The organism is Duganella sp. 1224, from assembly GCF_013408245.1.
Taxonomy (GTDB): Bacteria; Pseudomonadota; Gammaproteobacteria; order Burkholderiales; family Burkholderiaceae_D; genus Rugamonas.
On sequence record NZ_JACBYS010000002.1, the window covers coordinates 765,973 to 783,215 of the forward strand.

Below are 17,243 nucleotides of genomic sequence, written 5' to 3' on the forward strand. Positions count from 1 at the left end.
GGCCCCGCCCTGTAAACATCGTGTATAAATTGCGCGGTGCGCAATTTTTGCCGCGCCCCGGCACGGTTGAGGATAGAATACGCATTAATCGCCGCACCTGTACATAAACCCAGTATCAAAAACACAAGCTGCTCACGTATGGCCACCAAAAAACCTGTTTCCGACTATAGCGAATCCTCCATCCGGGTCCTGAAGGGGCTGGAACCCGTCAAGCAACGCCCGGGCATGTACACCCGCACCGAGAACCCGCTGCACATCATCCAGGAGGTGATCGACAACGCTGCCGACGAGGCGCTCGGGGGCAACTGCAAGAATATTATCGTGACGCAGAACGCCGATGGCAGCGTGACGGTCGAGGATGACGGTCGCGGCATTCCGGTCGGCCTGCACCCGGAGGAAGGCGTGCCAACGGTGGAAATCGTGTTCACCCGGCTGCACGCCGGCGGCAAGTTCGACAAGGGCAAGGGCGGCGCCTACGCCTTCTCGGGCGGCCTGCACGGGGTCGGCGTGTCGGTCACCAACGCGCTGTCCAAGCGGCTGGAGATCACCGTGTGGCGCAAGGAGCCCAACGGCACCGGCCTGCACCACCTGGTGTTCGAGCACGGCGACGTCGTCGAGCCGCTGTCGTCGGTGGTGGCGCCGCGCGACGCCAAGAAGTCCGGCACCAAGGTTACCGTGTGGCCGGACGCCAAGTATTTTGACTCGGCCGCGATCTCGCAGGTCGAGCTGCAGCGCCTGCTGCGCTCGAAGGCGGTGCTGCTGCCGGGCGTGTCGGTCACGCTGACCAACGCCAAGAGCGGCGAATCGCAGACCTGGCAGTACAACGACGGCCTGCGCGGCTACCTGACCGAGGCGCTGGCGCAGTCGAGCGACGGCGAAACGCTGATCCCGCTGTTCGAGGGCGAGCAGTTCGCCGGCCCGGACGCCGAGGGCTTCGCCGAGGGCGAAGGCGCGTCGTGGGTGGTGGCGTGGACCGAGCAAGGCGCCATCGTGCGCGAATCCTATGTCAACCTGATCCCGACGCCCAACGGCGGCACCCACGAATCGGGCCTGCGCGACGGTTTATATGGCGCGGTGAAGAACTTCGTCGAGATGCACTCGCTGCTGCCGAAAGGCGTCAAGCTGCTGCCGGAGGACGTGTTCGCGCGCGCCTCGTTCGTGCTGTCGGCCAAGGTGCTCGATCCGCAGTTCCAGGGCCAGATCAAGGAACGCCTGAACTCGCGCGACGCGGTGCGCCTGGTGTCGACCTTCTCCAAGCCGGCGCTGGAACTGTGGCTGAACCACCACGTCGACTACGGCAAGAAGCTGGCCGAGCTGGTCATCAAGCAGGCGCAGTCGCGCCTGCGCTCGGCGCAGAAGGTGGAAAAGAAGAAATCCTCGGGCGTGGCGGTGTTGCCGGGCAAGCTGACCGACTGCGAATCGACCGACGTCGAACGCACCGAACTGTTCCTGGTCGAGGGCGACTCGGCCGGCGGTTCGGCCAAGATGGGCCGCGACAAGGAATTCCAGGCGATTTTGCCGCTGCGCGGCAAGGTGCTGAACTCGTGGGAAACCGACAAGGACCGGCTGTTCGCCAACAACGAGATCCACGACATCTCGGTGGCCATCGGCGTTGACCCGCACACGCCGCAGGACACGCCGGACCTGTCCGGCCTGCGCTACGGCAAAATCTGCATCCTGTCCGATGCGGACGTGGACGGCTCGCACATCCAGGTGCTGCTGCTGACGCTGTTCTTCCGCCACTTCCCGGCGCTGATCGCCAACGGCAACATCTGCATCGCCCGGCCGCCGCTGTACCGCGTGGACGCGCCGGCGCGCGGCAAGAAGCCGATCCAGAAGCTGTACGCGCTGGACGACGGCGAGCTGACCGCCATCGAGGACAAGCTGCGCAAGGACGGCCTGAAGGAAGGCGCGTGGTCGATCTCGCGCTTCAAGGGCCTGGGCGAGATGAACGCCGAGCAGCTGTGGGAAACCACGATGAACCCGGACACGCGGCGCCTGCTGCCGGTGGCGCTGGGCGGCTTTGGCCTGCACGAATCGGCCGCCCGCTTCAACATGCTGATGGGCAAAGGCGAAGCGGCCGCGCGCCGCGCCTGGATCGAAGAACACGGCAACGAAGCCGACGCCGACATTTGACACGTCATTCCGGCGCAGGCCGGAATCCATGCTGAGCCGGCCAGGACGCGCCGCATGGGTTCCGGCCTGCGCCGGAACGACGCGGGACCAACAACACAGCCACAGACACCATGACTCAAGCAAATCTCTTTGACGACCCGGCGCCGGAAGACAACAAACCGGCGCCCGCGCCGGCCTCGGCGCCCAACGCCGCCACGCCCGGCGCCTCCGACCATCCGGTGCATAGCGCCGGTCAGGCCGCGTCCCACGCCGCCGCCGAGGCGCACGCCCACGGCCAGCCGGCGCCCGACGCTGACACCAGCGTCGCCCTGGCCGACGCCGACGCTGGCGGCGACCCCGCCGGCAATAACGGCGCCGGCGGCGGCGGCGGCAACGACGACGGCGGTATGTTCGGCAACGGCGGCGGCGATGACGGCGGCGACGCCTTGACGCTGTCCACCTTCGCCGAGCGCGCCTACCTCGACTACGCCATCTCGGTGGTCAAGGGCCGCGCGCTGCCGGACGTGTGCGACGGCCAGAAACCGGTGCAGCGCCGCATCCTGTACGCGATGAACGAAATGGGCCTGAACGCCACCGCCAAGCCGCGCAAATCGGCCACCGTGGTTGGCGACGTGCTCGGCAAACTGCACCCGCACGGCGACCAGTCGGTGTACGACGCCATGGTGCGCATGGCGCAGGACTTCTCGCTGCGCTACCCGCTGATCGACGGCCAGGGCAACTTCGGCTCGCGCGACGGCGACGGCGCGGCGGCAATGCGCTACACCGAAGCCCGGCTGACGCCGATCGCCAAGGTGCTGCTGGACGAAATCAACCAGGGCACGGTCGACTTCCAGGCCAACTACGACGGCTCGACCGAGGAACCGACCTTGCTGCCGGCGCGCCTGCCGATGGTGCTGCTGAACGGCGCCTCCGGCATCGCGGTCGGCCTGGCCACTGAAATCCCGTCGCACAACCTCGGCGAAGTGGCCTCGGCCGCCGTCGCCATGATCAAGCATCCCAAGATCAGCCACAGCGAGCTGATGGCGCTGATGCCCGGCCCCGACTTCCCGGGCGGCGGCCAGATCATCACCCCGCCGTCGCAGATCGCCGAGATGTACGCCACCGGGCGCGGCTCGATGAAGGTGCGCGCGCGCTGGAAGATCGAAGAACTGGCGCGCGGCCAGTGGCAGGCGGTGGTGACCGAGCTGCCGCCGGGCACGTCGGCGCAAAAAGTGCTGGAAGAAATCGAAGAGCTGACCAATCCCAAGGTCAAGCTGGGCAAGAAGGCGCTGACGCCGGAACAGCTGGCGCTCAAATCGCTGATCCTGAATTCGCTCGACACCATCCGCGACGAATCCGGCCGCGCCGCGCCGGTGCGCCTGGTGTTCGAACCGAAGTCGAAGAACCAGGACCAGACCGAGTTCATGCTGCTGCTGCTGGCCCACACCTCGCTGGAATCATCGGCCTCGATCAACCTGGTGATGATTGGCGGCGACGGCCGGCCGCGCCAGAAAGGCCTGAGCGACATCCTGCAGGAATGGATCACCTTCCGCTTCGCCACCGTCACCCGCCGCACGCAGTTCAAGCTGGGCAAGGTCGACGCGCGCATCCACATTCTCGAGGGCCGGCAGACCATTCTGCTCAACATCGACGAAGTGATCCACATCATCCGCAACTCGGACGAGCCGAAGGCGGCGCTGATCGAACGCTTCAAGCTGTCCGAGATCCAGGCCGAAGACATCCTGGAAATCCGCCTGCGCCAACTGGCGCGCCTGGAAGCGATCAAGATCGAACAGGAGCTGTCCGAACTGCGCAAGGAAAAGCAGATGCTGCAGGACCTGCTGGACAACCCGGCGTCGATGAAACGCGCCATCATCAAGGAAATCGACAACGACGCCAAGGTGTACGGCGATGCCCGCCGCACGCTGATCGAGGAAGCGCAGAAAGCCGTGGTCGAGCAGAAGGTGGTGGACGAGCCGGTGACGGTGATCATCTCCGAAAAAGGCTGGATCCGCGCCCGCAGCGGCATCGGCCACGACGCCACGCAGTTCACCTTCAAGGCCGGCGACACGCTGTACGGCGCCTTCGAATGCCGCACGGTCGACCACCTGCTGGCCTTCGGCAGCAACGGCCGCATCTACTCGGTGCCGGTGGCGGCCTTGCCCAACGCGCGCGGCGACGGCGTGCCGGTGACTACGCTGATCGACCTGGCGTCCGGCTCGCGCCTGCTGCACTACTTCGCGGGCAATGCCAACACGCGCTTGCTGCTGGCCACCAGCGCCGGCTTCGGTTTCGAAAGCAAGGCCGGCGACATGGTCAGCCGCAACAAGAGCGGCAAGGCCTTCATCACGCTGGACGAGGGCGACAGCGTGCTGCCGCCGACCGTGATTCCGGACAGCGCCAGCGCGGTGGCGACGTTGTCGTCGGGCGCGCGGGTGCTGGTGTTTGGCATGGACGAAATGAAGGTGCTGACCAACGGCGGTCGCGGCGTGATCCTGATGGAGCTGAACGACAAGGAAACGCTGCTGGCGGCCAAGCCGATCAGCCAGAAAGGCGTGACCGTGCATGGTATCGGGCGCGGCGGCAAGGCGCAGGAAGAGAAGCTGTCGGCGTCGGCGCTGGCGGTACACTTCGGCAAGCGCGCGCGCAAGGGCAAGGAGCTGGCGACCAAGATCAAGCCGAGCGGGTTGGTGCCTATCGTTTAACCCGCACGGCGGCAGACGTAGGGTCGGACCCGCAGGGTCCGACCCTGGGCCTTAATGACGTTGCGGCTCACGTATAGGACGAAGGGTCGGACCCCGCAGGGGTCCGACCCTCGTTTCGCTTGGGGGTAAAAGCTTAGTGCTTGGCAGCAGCCTCTTTCACATCCGCATCCGCCTTGGCCTTGACGGCAGCGGTCTTGTTGGCGGCCAGCGCCTTGTCTTCGGTGGCATCCACGGTAGCCTTGATGGCCTTGGCATCCGCCTTCACCGATTTCTTCTCGGCCTTTTCCATGGCCTTGGCGACGTTCTTGTCACCCTTGGCTTCGGCCTTGGCCTTGTCTTCCGGATCGGCCTTGGCTACTTTCTCATTGGCCTTGGCCTGCTCCACGGCTACCTTGGCCTGCTGCTCTTCATGCACCTTGTCGGCCTTGGCGATGGCCTTGTTGGCCTTCTTGTCGGCCTTGGCGTCAGCCTTGGCTTCCTTCTGCTCGGCCTTGGCGACATCCTTGTTCGCATCAGCTTGGGCCTTGGCGACGTCCGAGGTTTGCGCGAAAGCGGCGGTGGCGAACAGGCCGGCGATCAGGGTAGCGATAATCTTGTTCATGATGTGATCCCTTTCGGTGTGTTGTTGGAGTAAGTGAGACACAGCTTATTCCTCCAACGACACACACACTGTACGCTACCGTACTAAACCGCCTATTACTTTTCCGGCCGGGAATACAAATCGATGATGGTGCTGATCGCGTCCGCGCACACCGCGCAGAAGGCCGCGCTGCGGTCGAACATAATGCACTGCATCTCCGGCCGGTAATAGCCGGTGGCCTCGTAATTGGCGCCCTCGAACGCCCCCACCGTGTGCAGATGCGGGTCGCGCGAGAACAGCGCGTTGGTGTCCGCCAGATCGCGGCGGAACAAGGCGCTCATCTCCGACTCCGGCCGGTTGGCGGCGCGCAGCGCGGCGCGCTCCTTCTGGTAGGCGCGCGAGGCCGTCTCATAGGCCTGCTTCGGCCATGGCGTCGGCAGTGGCGTGCCCGCTTTCACGAACTTCTTCCATTTCAGCCTGGCCGGATCGCGCAGCGCGGTGGCATTGGGCTCCCACGGCTCGCGGCGCTCGCCGCCGGTCGCGTAGGCCACCGGCGAGGTGTAATACTCGTCGGCCAGGCCGGCGAAGTGGTGGCCGAATTCATGCACGAACAGGTAGTTGGCCCAGTCATTGTCGGCCGCCGCCGTGCTGAACTGGCCGAAGATGCCGCCGCCGCCGTAGGTGTCGTTGTTGACCAGGATCTCGATGAACTCGTACGGCGCGTACTGCGCCAGCTCGCGCAGCGCGCGGTTGTCGGTGGTCAGCACATAGCGTTCGCTGCCGAAAATATCGTAGCGCGCGCCCAGTGGCGACGCGTGATGCACGCCGGTCGACGGCCGCGACACGCCCGACTCCTGCGTCGGCAGCGCGATGGCCCAGACGTTGAAGTCCCGCGCGCGCTCCTTGAACGGCGATACCTGGAACAGGTGGTCGGCCAGGCGGCGGGCGGCGGCCTCGAACTTCGGCATCTCGGCCTGGGTATAGCCATCGCCGACGATCAGCAGATCGACCTTGTCCTCGGACGGGCCGTTGACGCGGATGCCAATCGGCTTGACCGGCGCCGGCGGCTGCTTGCGGACCACGTCCATCGCATCCGGGTTGACGTCAGCGGTCCAGACCAGCGAAAACTGGTTGCGCTCATCGCGCTTGAGGATGCGCACGCGCACCGGCTGCTCCGGCTTGGGGAAACGCACCGATTCCTCGAAGGCGCGGTCGACGCGCGCCGCCTCCTCGGTGCTGCGCCACTCGGCGAACACGGTCGAGAAGCCGCGCGAATACAGCAGCTTGCCGGTGTTGGCGTCCACTACTTCGACCATGTTGTTGCCGCGGTTGGTCTGGTCGATGGTCTGGCGCAGGTTGCCGGGCCACGGCAGCGGCTCGATCACCACGCGCTCGATCGCGTAATGCTCGTCGCGGGCGTTGCCGCTGTGAAGATAGTCGAGGCGCATGGTCGCCGGCTGCGCGGCCAGGGCGGAAGCCGAGGCGCACAGCGCCAGCAGGGAAAGCAGAGTGCGGAGCATGGGGATCCTGATGGGCAGTTGAAAACGTGGACCACATTGTAAACCGACATCGTGCCCGGCCCGTCCTTGCCGCGCGCGCGCAGCCGGATAGGCGCCGGGCGGTGGGCCGCTACGGTTGGCGCAGCGCGCCGCCAAGCTCGAGCGGACGGATGTCGAGCCGCAGGTTGAGGATGGAATAGCTTTGCGGCGCAGCCGATGCGTAGCCGACGCTGTCGCGCGTCTTGCTCAACGTGAACTGGAAGGCCAGCTCCGGCGGCGTCGCGCCGGGGCCGCCGGTGGCAATGCCGATGGCCTCGCTGCGGCGGTTGTTCATCAGGTTCTCCATCAGCTCGACCAGCGCGTTGCGCGCCAGGATGTCGGGCGAGAAGACCGGGCCGGCCAGCAGGTCCGGGCGCGGGCCCAGCCGCCCGCCCGCCTTGGCCGGCGATGGCGTGAAGGTGTGGCTGGCGAGATCGTACAGGTCGCCGCGATCCAGGTAGCTGATGACCGCGTTGGACACATTGAAGCCGGCGCTGGCCGGATCGGTGATGGCATGCGACAGGTCGACCAGCAGCGCGCCCTTGCTGCCGACGATTTCCACGCGGCGGCGGCGATCGACCACCATGGCGGTGTTCTCGTCGATGCCCAGGCCGAACTTGTAGCCCTTCTTCAGCATGGCCGGAATCATGCGCGCGAAGCGGCCGCGCACCAGGAAATGCTGGTCGACGAACACGTCATCGCCGATGAAACCGAGGCCGGGAGCGATCTCCTGGCCGTCGGTGACGCCGCCGCGCAGCGTGGCGTACACCGTCTTGGGCGCGTAAAACATGGTGCTGCTCATCACCGCCGCGCCGGCGCTGTTACCCGCCACCACGCCGCCGTTGCGATAAACCTCCCACACCGCCTCCAGCACCGCGCTGCGGCTGCCGTCCGCGCGCACCAGCGCCTGGGTGATGCGGGCCTGGTCGCCGCCGGAGAAGAACACGCCACCGGCGCCGCGCACGGCGTCGGCCAGCAGCGGATCGTCGGCGGCCTGGCGGAAATCGCGGTCGGCCAGCTTGACGGCCAGCGGGATCTGGAAGGCGTCGGCGCCGTAGCGGTTCAGGTAGCCGACGATGGCGGCCGCCACCGGCGCCGGATCGGCCGCCGCCGACGCGAACACGGCGATGCGCGCGCCCGGGCCGCCGGCCAGTTGGACGATGCGTTGCCAGACGGCGTCGTTATCCGGCCGCAGGTTGCCGCCGATGATGACCAGCGAGCCCTTGGGGCCGTCGCTGGCCACCACCGGGAACGGGAGGGCCAGCAGCAGGGCCGCGTGGACCAGGAATTTGAGTGCCGTGCGCATACAATCTCCGGAAGAGGTACGGGGTCATTGTATGCAATTTACGGCGGGAAGTGGCGGCGGATGGCACCCGCGCAACCCGCACCGCTAGCGCCAGGGTCTGACCCCGTACGGGGTCAGACCCTTTCGTCCGGGGTACTTTTAGCGGTAGCGGTACAACGGCTGCTGCAACTGGATCGGCCGGATGTCCATGCGCAGTTTCAGCACCGAGTAAGCCTCCACCTCGGTCGAACTGTAGCCCACGCTGTTAATAGTCTTGGAAAAGCGAAACTCGAAACCCAGTTCCGGGTTGAAATCGCGCGGGTTGCCAAAGGCGATGCCGATCGCCTCCTGCTGCGCGTTGTCGATCAGATTGACCATCAAATCCAGCACCGCGTTATTGCCAAGAATATCATTGGTATACACCGGCTCGCGCGTATCCGGCTGATTCGGATCGAGCTTGTTGTCGGCCTTGTCCGGCGACGGCGTGAACTCGCGGCTCACCAGATTGAACTTGTCGCCCCGGTCCAGATAACTGATGGTGGCATTGGAAATATTAAAGCCCTTGATGCCGCGGTCGGTAATCGCCGCCGACAAATCCAGCAGCAACGCCCCGCTGTAACCGATAATTTCCACATCGCGCTTGGCATTGACCACCATCGCCGTATTCTCGTCGATCCCCAGGCCGATCTGATAGCCCTTCTTCAGCATCACCGGTATCATGCGCGCAAAGCGGCCGCGCACCAGCAAATGCTGGTCCACAAACACATCCTCGCCGATGAAGCCCAGCCCCGGCGCGATCTCATGGCCATCGTTGACGCCCTGCTTCAGCATATCCAGCGTCGACTTGGCGTCATAAAACATGGTGGTGCTCATGATCGCCGCGCCGGCCGACGAGCCGGCGATGACGCCGCCGTCGCGGTACACATCCCACACCGCGTCCAGCGCCGCCGTGTGGCTGCCGTCGGTCCGCACCAGCGCGCGCGTGATGCGCGCCTGGTCGCCGCCGGTGAAGTAAATGCCGGTGGCCGAATGGATCATGGCCACGGTTTCCGGGTCCTCGGCCGCCTTGCGGTAATCGCTGTTGGGCCAGGTTACGCCCAGCGGAATGGCGAATGCCTGCGCGCCGTACTGATTGAGCTTGTTGACGGTGGCCTGGGCCGCCGCCTCCGGGTTGATCGAGGCCGAGCCGAACACGCCGATGCGCGCGCCCTTGCCGCCGGCCAGTTGCACGATGCGCTGCCACACCTCGGCGTTTTCCGCGCGCAGGCCGCCGCCGATGATGACCAGGTTGCCCGCTGGCGGCGCCAGCACCGGCTTGGGTGGCGGCACGGCCTTGGCCGGCTTGCTGGTCTTGCCCGGCACCTGCACCTTGGGAACCGGGGTCGTCGTCGCCGCCTGCGCGGCGGCGCCGGCCAGCACCAGCAGCCAGAGCATGCACAACCGCCACATGCCCCAGCCCTGGCGCGTCAAACCAGTAAATTTCATGTTGCCCTTCCGATGAAAACCGGCGCCGGGCTGTCGCCGGGCGCCGCAATTACCGCAGATGATACCAAGCTATTGCTTAAAAACGCATTACTTGAACGCGTAATTTACACTAGCAAACAGGCGACGGCCGCGCACATCGGTATACGTCGGGTCATAGCCGGAAATGAAGTAATACGCCTGGTTGGAGAACGGCGGCGCGGTGTCGAACAGGTTCTGGATGCCGGCCCGCACCTTCAGCGCCTTGCTGGCCTGCCACGAGCCGGTCAGGTCCCACAGCGAGTAGGACTTGACGTGATTCGGTTTGACCACCGAGCCGTCGTCCAGGTTGATGGCCGAGTTCTGGTCCTCGTAGCCGGTCGAGAAGGTGTTGGACAGCGTGGCCGCCCACGGGCCGCGGTCCCAGTCGAAGCTCAGGGTATGGCGCCAGCGCTGCACCACGCCGTCGGTGACGAAGCGGCCCAGGTTGGACACGTAGACGTCGCCCTTGTCGTTCTGGATCTTGGAATCGGTCACATAGGTGCCGCTCAGGCGGCCGCCGAAGCGCCCGGCCCAGGTCTGCACGCCCTTGAACTCGATCGTCAGGTCGAGGCCGGCGGCCTTCTGGGCGCCGCGGTTTTCCTTGTACTGGTCGATCCACAGGATGTAGTTGTCGTCGTCCGGGTCGCGGTGCACCAGGCTGGCGTACTTGACCGGGTTGGCCAGGATCAGGTCGTCGCCGACCTCGGCGATCAGGTCGGTGCGCTTGATGTTCCAGTAATCCAGCGTCAGCATCACCTGCTTGGACGGCTGCAGCACCATGCCCAGCGAGTACTGGCGGCTCTTCTCCGGCTTCAGGTTGGGATTGGAGTGGCGGTGGGTTTCCCACGACTCGGCGCAGGCGGCGTAATCGTTGTCGACCACCGCGCAGTAGACCGGGTCCGGCAGCACGGCGGTGCCGCCGACCTGGGTCGGGCGGTACAAGTCGGTCATCGACGGCGCGCGGAAGCCGCGCCCGGCCGAGGCGCGGAACAGCATGGTCTTGGTCGGCATGTAGCTGAGGCCGACCTTGGGGCTGGCGGCGCCGCCGACCACCTGGTAGTGGTCGTAGCGCGCCGACAGCTGCGCCTCCCACTGCTTGGTCAGCGGCAGCAGCAGCTCGCCGTACACCGCCTGGATGTTGCGCGCATAGCTGGTGGCCTGGCCGCCCTCGGGCGCGGCGTCGTTGTTGATGTTGTCGCTCAGCAGCAGGGCCGACGGCCGGTAGTCGGTCTTCTCGCGGCGGATTTCGCCGCCGATGGCCAGCGCGGCGTCGCCGCCGGCCAGCGTGCCGACCGCGTGCGAGATCTTGAAGTCGACCGAGTCGGTGGTGCCGCGCGCGTGGCGCACCTCGTCGTTGACCTGCAGGCTGTTGATCAGGTCGCGGCCAGCCTGGCTGGACGGGCCGAACGGGTTGATCAGGCCATCGCTGATGCCCTGCACCAGCTCGTTGTACAGCAGGTAGCCATGGGTGTCGCGGTCGCGCACCACGTTGACGCTGTGGTTGAGGCCGATGTCATAGTCGAAGCCGTTGCGCGAGCCGCTCAGGCCGACCACGTAGCGCTGGCTTTCGCTGGTCAGCTCGCTGGTGCGGCGGCCGGCCTCGTTGAGGCGGATGCGCAGCTCGACCTCCGGGTCGCCGCCGGCCTCGTCCGAGCCGAGGTCGTAGCCCTTGAAGGCCGGGATCACGCTGGCGTCGACATAGGCGCGCACCCGCGCCGACGAGGCCGCGTACCAGGTCTTGGTGCGGCTCAGCGCGATTTCGGCGTACAGCTGGTTGTCCGGATTGAGCTGCAGCACGCCGCGGGTCAGGAAGTTGGCCTTCTCCGATTTCGGGTACAGCTCGGTGTCGCCCATGTAGTTGTAGGTGCAGCCCTCGGGGCCGCCGGTGCCGGTCGGCAGGTACAGGTTGGCCGGCGTCGAGCAGGTCGGCACCGACGGGTTGATCAGGCGGCTGCTGATGGGCTGGCCGTTGATCTTGAAACCGTTGGCGGCCAGGTAGTCGCGCTGGTCGGCGCTGAGGCGGATGTTGGCCGGCGAGGTGTAGCCGGACAGCAGGTGCGGCAGGCGCTCGGGGATGCGCAGCTTATCGATGAAATCGCGCTGCGAGGTCGACAGCGCGTCGGTGCGCTGGAAGTCGGCCACCGCGAAGAGGTTGTAGCCGTCCTTGGACAGGTCGCCGTGGCCGGCGGTGATGGTGGCGGTGCGCTTGCCGGCGCCGCCCTCCTCGGTCTTGAGGCCGTAGGCGTTCAGCTCCAGGCCCTGGAAATCCTTGCGGGTGATGAAGTTGATCACGCCGCCGATGGCGTCGGTGCCGTACAGCGCCGAGGCGCCATCCAGCAGCACCTCGACGCGGGCGATGGCGGCCGCCGGGATATTGTTGAGGTCGACGCCGGTGTCGTCGCCGGGCGAGGCGAAGTTGGCCATGCGGCGGCCGTTCAGCAGCACCAGCGTGGACGAGGTGCCGATGCCGCGCAGGTTGGCGCTGTTGAAGCCGCGCTGGTCCTTGCCATCCGAGATGCTGGCGCCGTCGGTCAGGCCGTTGACGTTGGCCGACAGCCGCGCCACGATTTCAGACGCGGTGGTGACGCCCACCTTGTCGATCTCGTCGCGGGTGATGATCTGCACCGGCAGCGCGGTCTCGGACTCGATGCTGCGCTTGATCGCCGAGCCGGTGATCTCGACCTTGGCCAGCGGTTCCGGCAGCGGCGTGTCCTGCGCGCGGGCCGGCTGGCCGAGGATGCCGGCCACGGCACCCAGGCCGACGGCCAGGCGGACGGCAAGGGTCATGGCGCGGGCGCGCGGACGGTGCATGTGCTTCATAGGCTCTCCCTGCTTTTCGATATATAAATAATTCATTTAAACTAACTGTACGCAGTTGTAGCCGAAAACTCAAGAAAGCGCGCCGCCTTTCTCCGGTGCGCGATTTACTTTGTGAAAATAGTGCTACATACTCAATCCTTGACCACAACGGTGACCCGCCATGCAAGCACATACCCATCCCCTGTCCGCGCCGTACGCGCGCGCCACGTATGAACTGACCAGTTTCCATTTCGGCACGCCCGGCCGTGGCAAAAAAGTCTACATCCAGGGCTCGCTGCACGCCGACGAGGTGCCGGGCATGCTGGTGGCGCAGTTCCTGCGCAAGGAACTGGCGGCGCTGGAGGCGGCCGGCAAGATCAGCGGCGAAATCATCCTGGTGCCGGCCGCCAATCCGATCGGGCTGGCGCAGGTGATCCACGGCGCCGCCTTCGGCCGCTTCGACCTGACCACCGGCGTCAACTTCAACCGCGCCTACAAGCACGTGGCCGAGGATCTGAAAAAATCGCTGGCGGGCAAGCTGGGCCAGGACGCCGCCGCCAACGTGGCGCTGATCCGCGAACACGCGCGCGCCTCGATCGCCGCCTGGCAGCCCAACACCGACGCCGAAACGCTGAAGAAAACCCTGATGATGCTGGCGATCGACGCCGACATCGTGCTCGACCTGCACTGCGACAACGAGGCGGTGCTGCACCTCTATGCCGGCACGCCGCTGGCCGAGGCCATCGCGCCGCTGTCGGCCATCCTTGGCTCGCACGCCACGCTGCTGGCCTACGAGGCCGGCGGCGAGCCGTTCGACGAGGCCTGCAGCCGGCTGTGGTGGGACCTGGACCGCCACTTCCAGCACCAGTACCCGATTCCGCCCGCCTGCCTGGCCACCACGGTCGAGCTGCGCGGCGAGCAGGAAGTCAGCTACGAACTGGCGCGCAAGGACGCCGCCGGCCTGCTACAGTTCCTGACCCTGCAAGGCGTGCTGCACGCCGACGACGCCGCCGCGCGGGCCGCCGCCGCCGTGCTGCCGGCGCCATTGTGCGCGGCCACGCCGCTGGAGGGCGTGGAACCGCTGTATGCGCCGCACGCCGGCATCCTGGTCTACACCCGCGAGCTCGGCGCGCGCGTGGCGGCCGGCGACGAAATCGCCGACCTGATCGACCCGGTCAGCGGCGACGTCACCGTGCTGCGCGCGGCAGTGGATGGCGTGTTCTTCGCGCGCAGCGCGCACCGCCACGTGATCCGCGGCATGAACGTCGGCAAAGTGGCCGGCGCCAAGGCCTACCGCGAGGGCGACCTGCTGAGCGCATGATGAAGAAGAAACTCAAACTCCCGCATACCTTCGTCCTGCTGTTCATCATCCTGGCGCTGATCGCGGCGGCCACCTGGCTGGTCCCCGGCGGCAAGTACGACACGCACCTGGTCAATGGCAAGCAGCTGATCAACCCGGACAGCTTCCACTACATCGACAGCGCGCCGCAGGGGCTGGTGGCGCTGATGAAGGCGCCGATCAAGGGCTTCGTCGAGGCGGCGCAGATCATCGGCTTCGTGCTGATCGTCGGCGGCGCGTTCGCGGTGCTGCAGAAGACCGAGGCCATCGACGCCATGATCAAGTCGCTGGCCAAGGCGCACGCCAGCTCGAAGTTCATCCAGCGCGCGCTGATCCCGGTGTTCATCACGCTGTTCTCGATCGGCGGCGCGACGTTTGGCATGAACGAGGAAGCCATACCGTTCATCCTGATTTTCGTGCCGCTGGCGCTGGCGCTGGGCTATGACACGGTGGTGGGCGTGTCGATTCCCTTCCTAGGCTCGCAGGTCGGTTTCTCGGCGGCGTTCCTCAACCCGTTCAACGTCGGCATCGCCCAGGGCATCGCCGGCGTGCAGGTTTTTTCCGGTTGGGGCTACCGGCTGATCGTGTGGGCGATCGCCACCGCTGTCACCATCGTCTTCATGATGTGGTATGCGGCGCGCGTCAAGCGCGACCCGACCCTGAGCCCGACCTACGCGCTGGACCTGGAAAAGCGCAAGGACCTGCCGGTGGGCGGCATCGGCGAGTTCCACGGCATGACCTTGCGCCACAAGCTGGTGCTGTGGATCTTCGCCGGCTCGCTGGCGGTGATGGTGTTCGGCGTGGTGCACTACGGCTGGTACATCGACGAAATCGCCGCGCTGTTCCTCAGCATGGCGGTGGTGATCGGCCTGGTGGGGCGGCTCGATTCGACCCAGATCGTCGAAGGCTTCATGCAGGGCGCGCGCGACCTGGTCGGCACGGCGCTGGTGATCGCGCTGGCGCGCGGCACGCTGGTGCTGGCGCGCGACGCCCACATCATCGACACCATGCTGCACGCGCTGATGCCGCTGGTGCAGTCGGCGCACCCGGTGTTCGCGGCGTGGAAGATGTTCGGCATCCAGACCGTGATCAACTTCTTCATCCACTCCGGCAGCGGCCAGGCCGCGCTGACCATGCCGATCATGGCGCCGCTGGCCGACCTGGTGGGCGTCACGCGCCAGACCGCGATCCTGGCGTTCCAGTTCGGCGAATTCACCACGCCGATGATCCCCACCTCCGGCATCACCGTCGGCGTGCTCGCGCTGGCGCGCATCCCGTGGATCACCTGGGCCAAGTGGATGATCCCGCTGCAACTGATCTACGCGGTCCTCGCGCTGACCCTGCTGGTGCCGCCCTGCCTGATGAACTGGCAGTAGTCCCGCCCGCGCCGGCCGGCGCCGTCACGCCGAGGACGCTGCGTAGATATCGGGGAAATAGCGCTCCATCAGCGTCGCCGGGCGGGCCGGCGGCGTGAAGCCGTAGCGGGCGTAGAGCGCGTGGGCGTCGCTGGTGGCCAGCATGAAGCGGCGCAGCCTTTGCAGGTCCGGATGCGCCAGCACCGCTGCCATCAGCATCTTGCTGACGCCCTGGCCGCGCTCCGCCTCCACCACGAACACATCGGCCAGATAGGCGAACGTGGCGCGGTCGGTGGTCACGCGCGCGAAGCCCACCTGCCGGCCATCGCGATACGCGCCGAAGCACAGCGAGTTGGCAATCGCCCGCTCCACCGTGGCACGCGGTATGCCGCGCGCCCACGCCGAGCGCTCGGACAGAAACTGGTGAATCAGGGCGACGTCGAGCGCCGCCGGATCAGTGCTGATGTGCAGTTGGGCCATGTTTTCCGTAACCATAAAGACAATGTTGACGTATTTTAGGGCAGATGCCGGTTTATAATCGCTGTTGATCTTCAGCGACATTCCACTATTTGACTATGACTTCACAATTCTCCAAAAAAGCCGAAGCCTGGTCGGCGCGCTTCAGCGAACCGGTTTCGGACCTCGTCAAACGCTACACCGCCTCGGTGTTCTTCGACAAGCGCCTGGCCAAGGCCGACATCCAGGGCTCGCTGGCGCATGCCGAAATGCTGGCCGCGCAGGGCATCATCAGCGCCCAGGACCGCGCCGACATCGAGCGCGGCATGGCGCAGATCAGCGCCGAAATCGACGCCGGCCAGTTCGAATGGCTGCTGGACCTGGAAGACGTCCACCTGAACATCGAAAAGCGCCTGACCGAACTGGTAGGCGACGCCGGCAAGCGCCTGCACACCGGCCGCTCGCGCAACGACCAGGTGGCCACCGACATCCGCCTGTACGTGCGCTCGGCCATCGACGACGTGCTGCAACTGCTGCACGCGCTGCGCTCCGCGCTGGTCGACCTGGCCGACAAGAACGCCGACACCATCCTGCCCGGCTTCACCCACATGCAGGTGGCGCAGCCGATCACCTTCGGCCACCACATGCTGGCCTACGTCGAAATGTTCGGCCGCGACGCCGAGCGCATGGCCGACGCCCGCAAGCGCGTCAACCGCCTGCCGCTGGGCGCTGCCGCGCTGGCCGGCACCACCTTCCCCATTGACCGCGTGCGCGTGGCCAGGACGCTGGGCTTCGACGACGTCTGCCACAATTCGCTGGACGCCGTCTCCGACCGCGACTTCGCCATCGAATTCACCGCCGCCGCCTCGCTGATCATGACCCACATCTCGCGCATGTCGGAAGAGCTGATCATCTGGATGAGCCCACGCGTGGGCTTCATCGACATCGCCGACCGCTTCTGCACCGGCTCGTCGATCATGCCGCAGAAGAAAAACCCGGACGTGCCGGAACTGGCGCGCGGCAAGACCGGCCGCGTCTACGGCCACCTGATGGGCCTCCTGACCCTGATGAAAGGCCAGCCGCTGGCCTACAACAAGGACAACCAGGAAGACAAGGAACCGCTGTTCGACACCGTCGATACGCTGGTCGACACGCTGCGCATCTTCGCCGACATGGCCGGCGGCATCACCGTCAAGCCGGACAACATGCGCGCCGCCGCGCTGCAAGGCTACGCCACCGCCACCGACCTGGCCGACTACCTGGTCAAGAAAGGCCTGCCGTTCCGCGACGCCCACGAAGCCGTGGCCCACGCGGTGCGCGCCTGCGACGACCTGAAGATCGACCTGGCCGAGATGTCGCTGGAACAGTTGCGCGCCTTCTCGACGCTGATCGAGGACGACGTGTTTGCCGTGCTGACGCTGGAAGGCTCGGTGGCCGCGCGCGACCATGTTGGCGGCACCGCGCCGAACCAGGTGCGCCAGGCCATCGCCCGCGTGCGCGCGCAACTGCAGTAACCAAGCGTCGTTCCGGCGCAGGCCGGAACCCATAGAACGCCAGCCTGCCCGCGT

At 66.3% G+C, this 17,243-nt stretch carries 11 protein-coding genes; 5 read left to right on the forward strand and 6 right to left on the reverse strand.

Features of this window, described 5'->3' with window-relative positions; translation table 11 throughout:
- Window positions 1-138 precede the first annotated feature (138 nt).
- Window positions 139-2,136: a DNA topoisomerase IV subunit B gene (locus FHW58_RS15480; RefSeq protein WP_179674016.1), complete on the forward strand. Its 1,998-nt coding sequence runs from the start codon at window positions 139-141 to the stop codon at window positions 2,134-2,136.
- A gap of 386 nt (window positions 2,137-2,522) precedes the next feature.
- Complete coding sequence (gene parC / locus FHW58_RS15485; protein ID WP_179674242.1) at window positions 2,523-4,820, forward strand: DNA topoisomerase IV subunit A; 2,298 nt, start codon at window positions 2,523-2,525, stop codon at window positions 4,818-4,820.
- A 133-nt stretch (window positions 4,821-4,953) separates the two neighbouring features.
- Here parC and FHW58_RS15490 read toward each other — a convergent pair whose 3' ends face one another.
- The 5 genes from FHW58_RS15490 to FHW58_RS15510 all read right to left on the reverse strand — a co-directional run bounded on the left by FHW58_RS15490 (window position 4,954) and on the right by FHW58_RS15510 (window position 12,537).
- Window positions 4,954-5,421 carry a hypothetical protein gene (locus tag FHW58_RS15490; protein WP_179674017.1) on the reverse strand — a complete coding sequence of 156 codons (468 nt, stop codon included), beginning with the start codon at window positions 5,419-5,421 and terminating at the stop codon, window positions 4,954-4,956.
- A gap of 95 nt (window positions 5,422-5,516) precedes the next feature.
- Window positions 5,517-6,920, reverse strand: coding sequence for an IgA Peptidase M64 (locus FHW58_RS15495; protein WP_179674018.1), 1,404 nt, complete (start codon window positions 6,918-6,920; stop codon window positions 5,517-5,519).
- 109 nt (window positions 6,921-7,029) lie between these two features.
- Complete coding sequence (locus FHW58_RS15500; RefSeq protein ID WP_179674019.1) at window positions 7,030-8,244, reverse strand: cyanophycinase; 1,215 nt, start codon at window positions 8,242-8,244, stop codon at window positions 7,030-7,032.
- 138 nt (window positions 8,245-8,382) lie between these two features.
- On the reverse strand, window positions 8,383-9,708 hold the full coding sequence (locus FHW58_RS15505) for a cyanophycinase (RefSeq protein WP_179674020.1): 1,326 nt from the start codon (window positions 9,706-9,708) through the stop codon (window positions 8,383-8,385).
- 87 nt (window positions 9,709-9,795) lie between these two features.
- Window positions 9,796-12,537 carry a TonB-dependent receptor gene (locus tag FHW58_RS15510; RefSeq protein ID WP_373996690.1) on the reverse strand — a complete coding sequence of 914 codons (2,742 nt, stop codon included), beginning with the start codon at window positions 12,535-12,537 and terminating at the stop codon, window positions 9,796-9,798.
- Window positions 12,538-12,706: 169 nt separating this feature from the next.
- Here FHW58_RS15510 and FHW58_RS15515 point away from each other — a divergent pair, with 169 nt between their 5' ends.
- The gene (locus tag FHW58_RS15515; RefSeq protein ID WP_179674021.1) at window positions 12,707-13,846 is read left to right on the forward strand and encodes a succinylglutamate desuccinylase/aspartoacylase family protein; all 1,140 of its coding nucleotides are present in this window, start codon (window positions 12,707-12,709) and stop codon (window positions 13,844-13,846) included.
- Window positions 13,846-15,240, forward strand: coding sequence for a YfcC family protein (locus tag FHW58_RS15520; protein WP_229265336.1), 1,395 nt, complete (start codon window positions 13,846-13,848; stop codon window positions 15,238-15,240). The genes FHW58_RS15515 and FHW58_RS15520 overlap by 1 nt, the downstream gene beginning before the upstream one ends.
- A 24-nt stretch (window positions 15,241-15,264) precedes the next feature.
- Here the strand turns inward: FHW58_RS15520 and FHW58_RS15525 are convergent, their stop codons facing one another.
- Window positions 15,265-15,714: a GNAT family N-acetyltransferase gene (locus FHW58_RS15525; RefSeq protein WP_179674023.1), complete on the reverse strand. Its 450-nt coding sequence runs from the start codon at window positions 15,712-15,714 to the stop codon at window positions 15,265-15,267.
- An 80-nt stretch (window positions 15,715-15,794) separates the two neighbouring features.
- On the opposite strand from FHW58_RS15525, the gene argH reads away from it, so the two are divergent.
- Window positions 15,795-17,189, forward strand: coding sequence for an argininosuccinate lyase (gene argH, locus FHW58_RS15530; RefSeq protein WP_179674024.1), 1,395 nt, complete (start codon window positions 15,795-15,797; stop codon window positions 17,187-17,189).
- Window positions 17,190-17,243: the final 54 nt, after the last annotated feature.

Bases quoted from the DNA above. Each gene is read 5' to 3' on its own strand.
- FHW58_RS15500 (WP_179674019.1), bottom strand. From the start codon at position 8,244: ATGCGCACGGCACTCAAATTCCTGGTCCACGCGGCCCTGCTGCTGGCC.
- FHW58_RS15495 (WP_179674018.1), bottom strand. From the start codon at position 6,920: ATGCTCCGCACTCTGCTTTCCCTGCTGGCGCTGTGCGCCTCGGCTTCC.
- parC (WP_179674242.1), top strand. From the start codon at position 2,523: ATGTTCGGCAACGGCGGCGGCGATGACGGCGGCGACGCCTTGACGCTG.
- argH (WP_179674024.1), top strand. From the start codon at position 15,795: ATGACTTCACAATTCTCCAAAAAAGCCGAAGCCTGGTCGGCGCGCTTC.
- FHW58_RS15525 (WP_179674023.1), bottom strand. From the start codon at position 15,714: ATGGTTACGGAAAACATGGCCCAACTGCACATCAGCACTGATCCGGCG.
- FHW58_RS15510 (WP_373996690.1), bottom strand. From the start codon at position 12,537: ATGCACCGTCCGCGCGCCCGCGCCATGACCCTTGCCGTCCGCCTGGCC.
- FHW58_RS15490 (WP_179674017.1), bottom strand. From the start codon at position 5,421: ATGAACAAGATTATCGCTACCCTGATCGCCGGCCTGTTCGCCACCGCC.
- FHW58_RS15480 (WP_179674016.1), top strand. From the start codon at position 139: ATGGCCACCAAAAAACCTGTTTCCGACTATAGCGAATCCTCCATCCGG.
- FHW58_RS15520 (WP_229265336.1), top strand. From the start codon at position 13,846: ATGAAGAAGAAACTCAAACTCCCGCATACCTTCGTCCTGCTGTTCATC.
- FHW58_RS15515 (WP_179674021.1), top strand. From the start codon at position 12,707: ATGCAAGCACATACCCATCCCCTGTCCGCGCCGTACGCGCGCGCCACG.
- FHW58_RS15505 (WP_179674020.1), bottom strand. From the start codon at position 9,708: ATGAAATTTACTGGTTTGACGCGCCAGGGCTGGGGCATGTGGCGGTTG.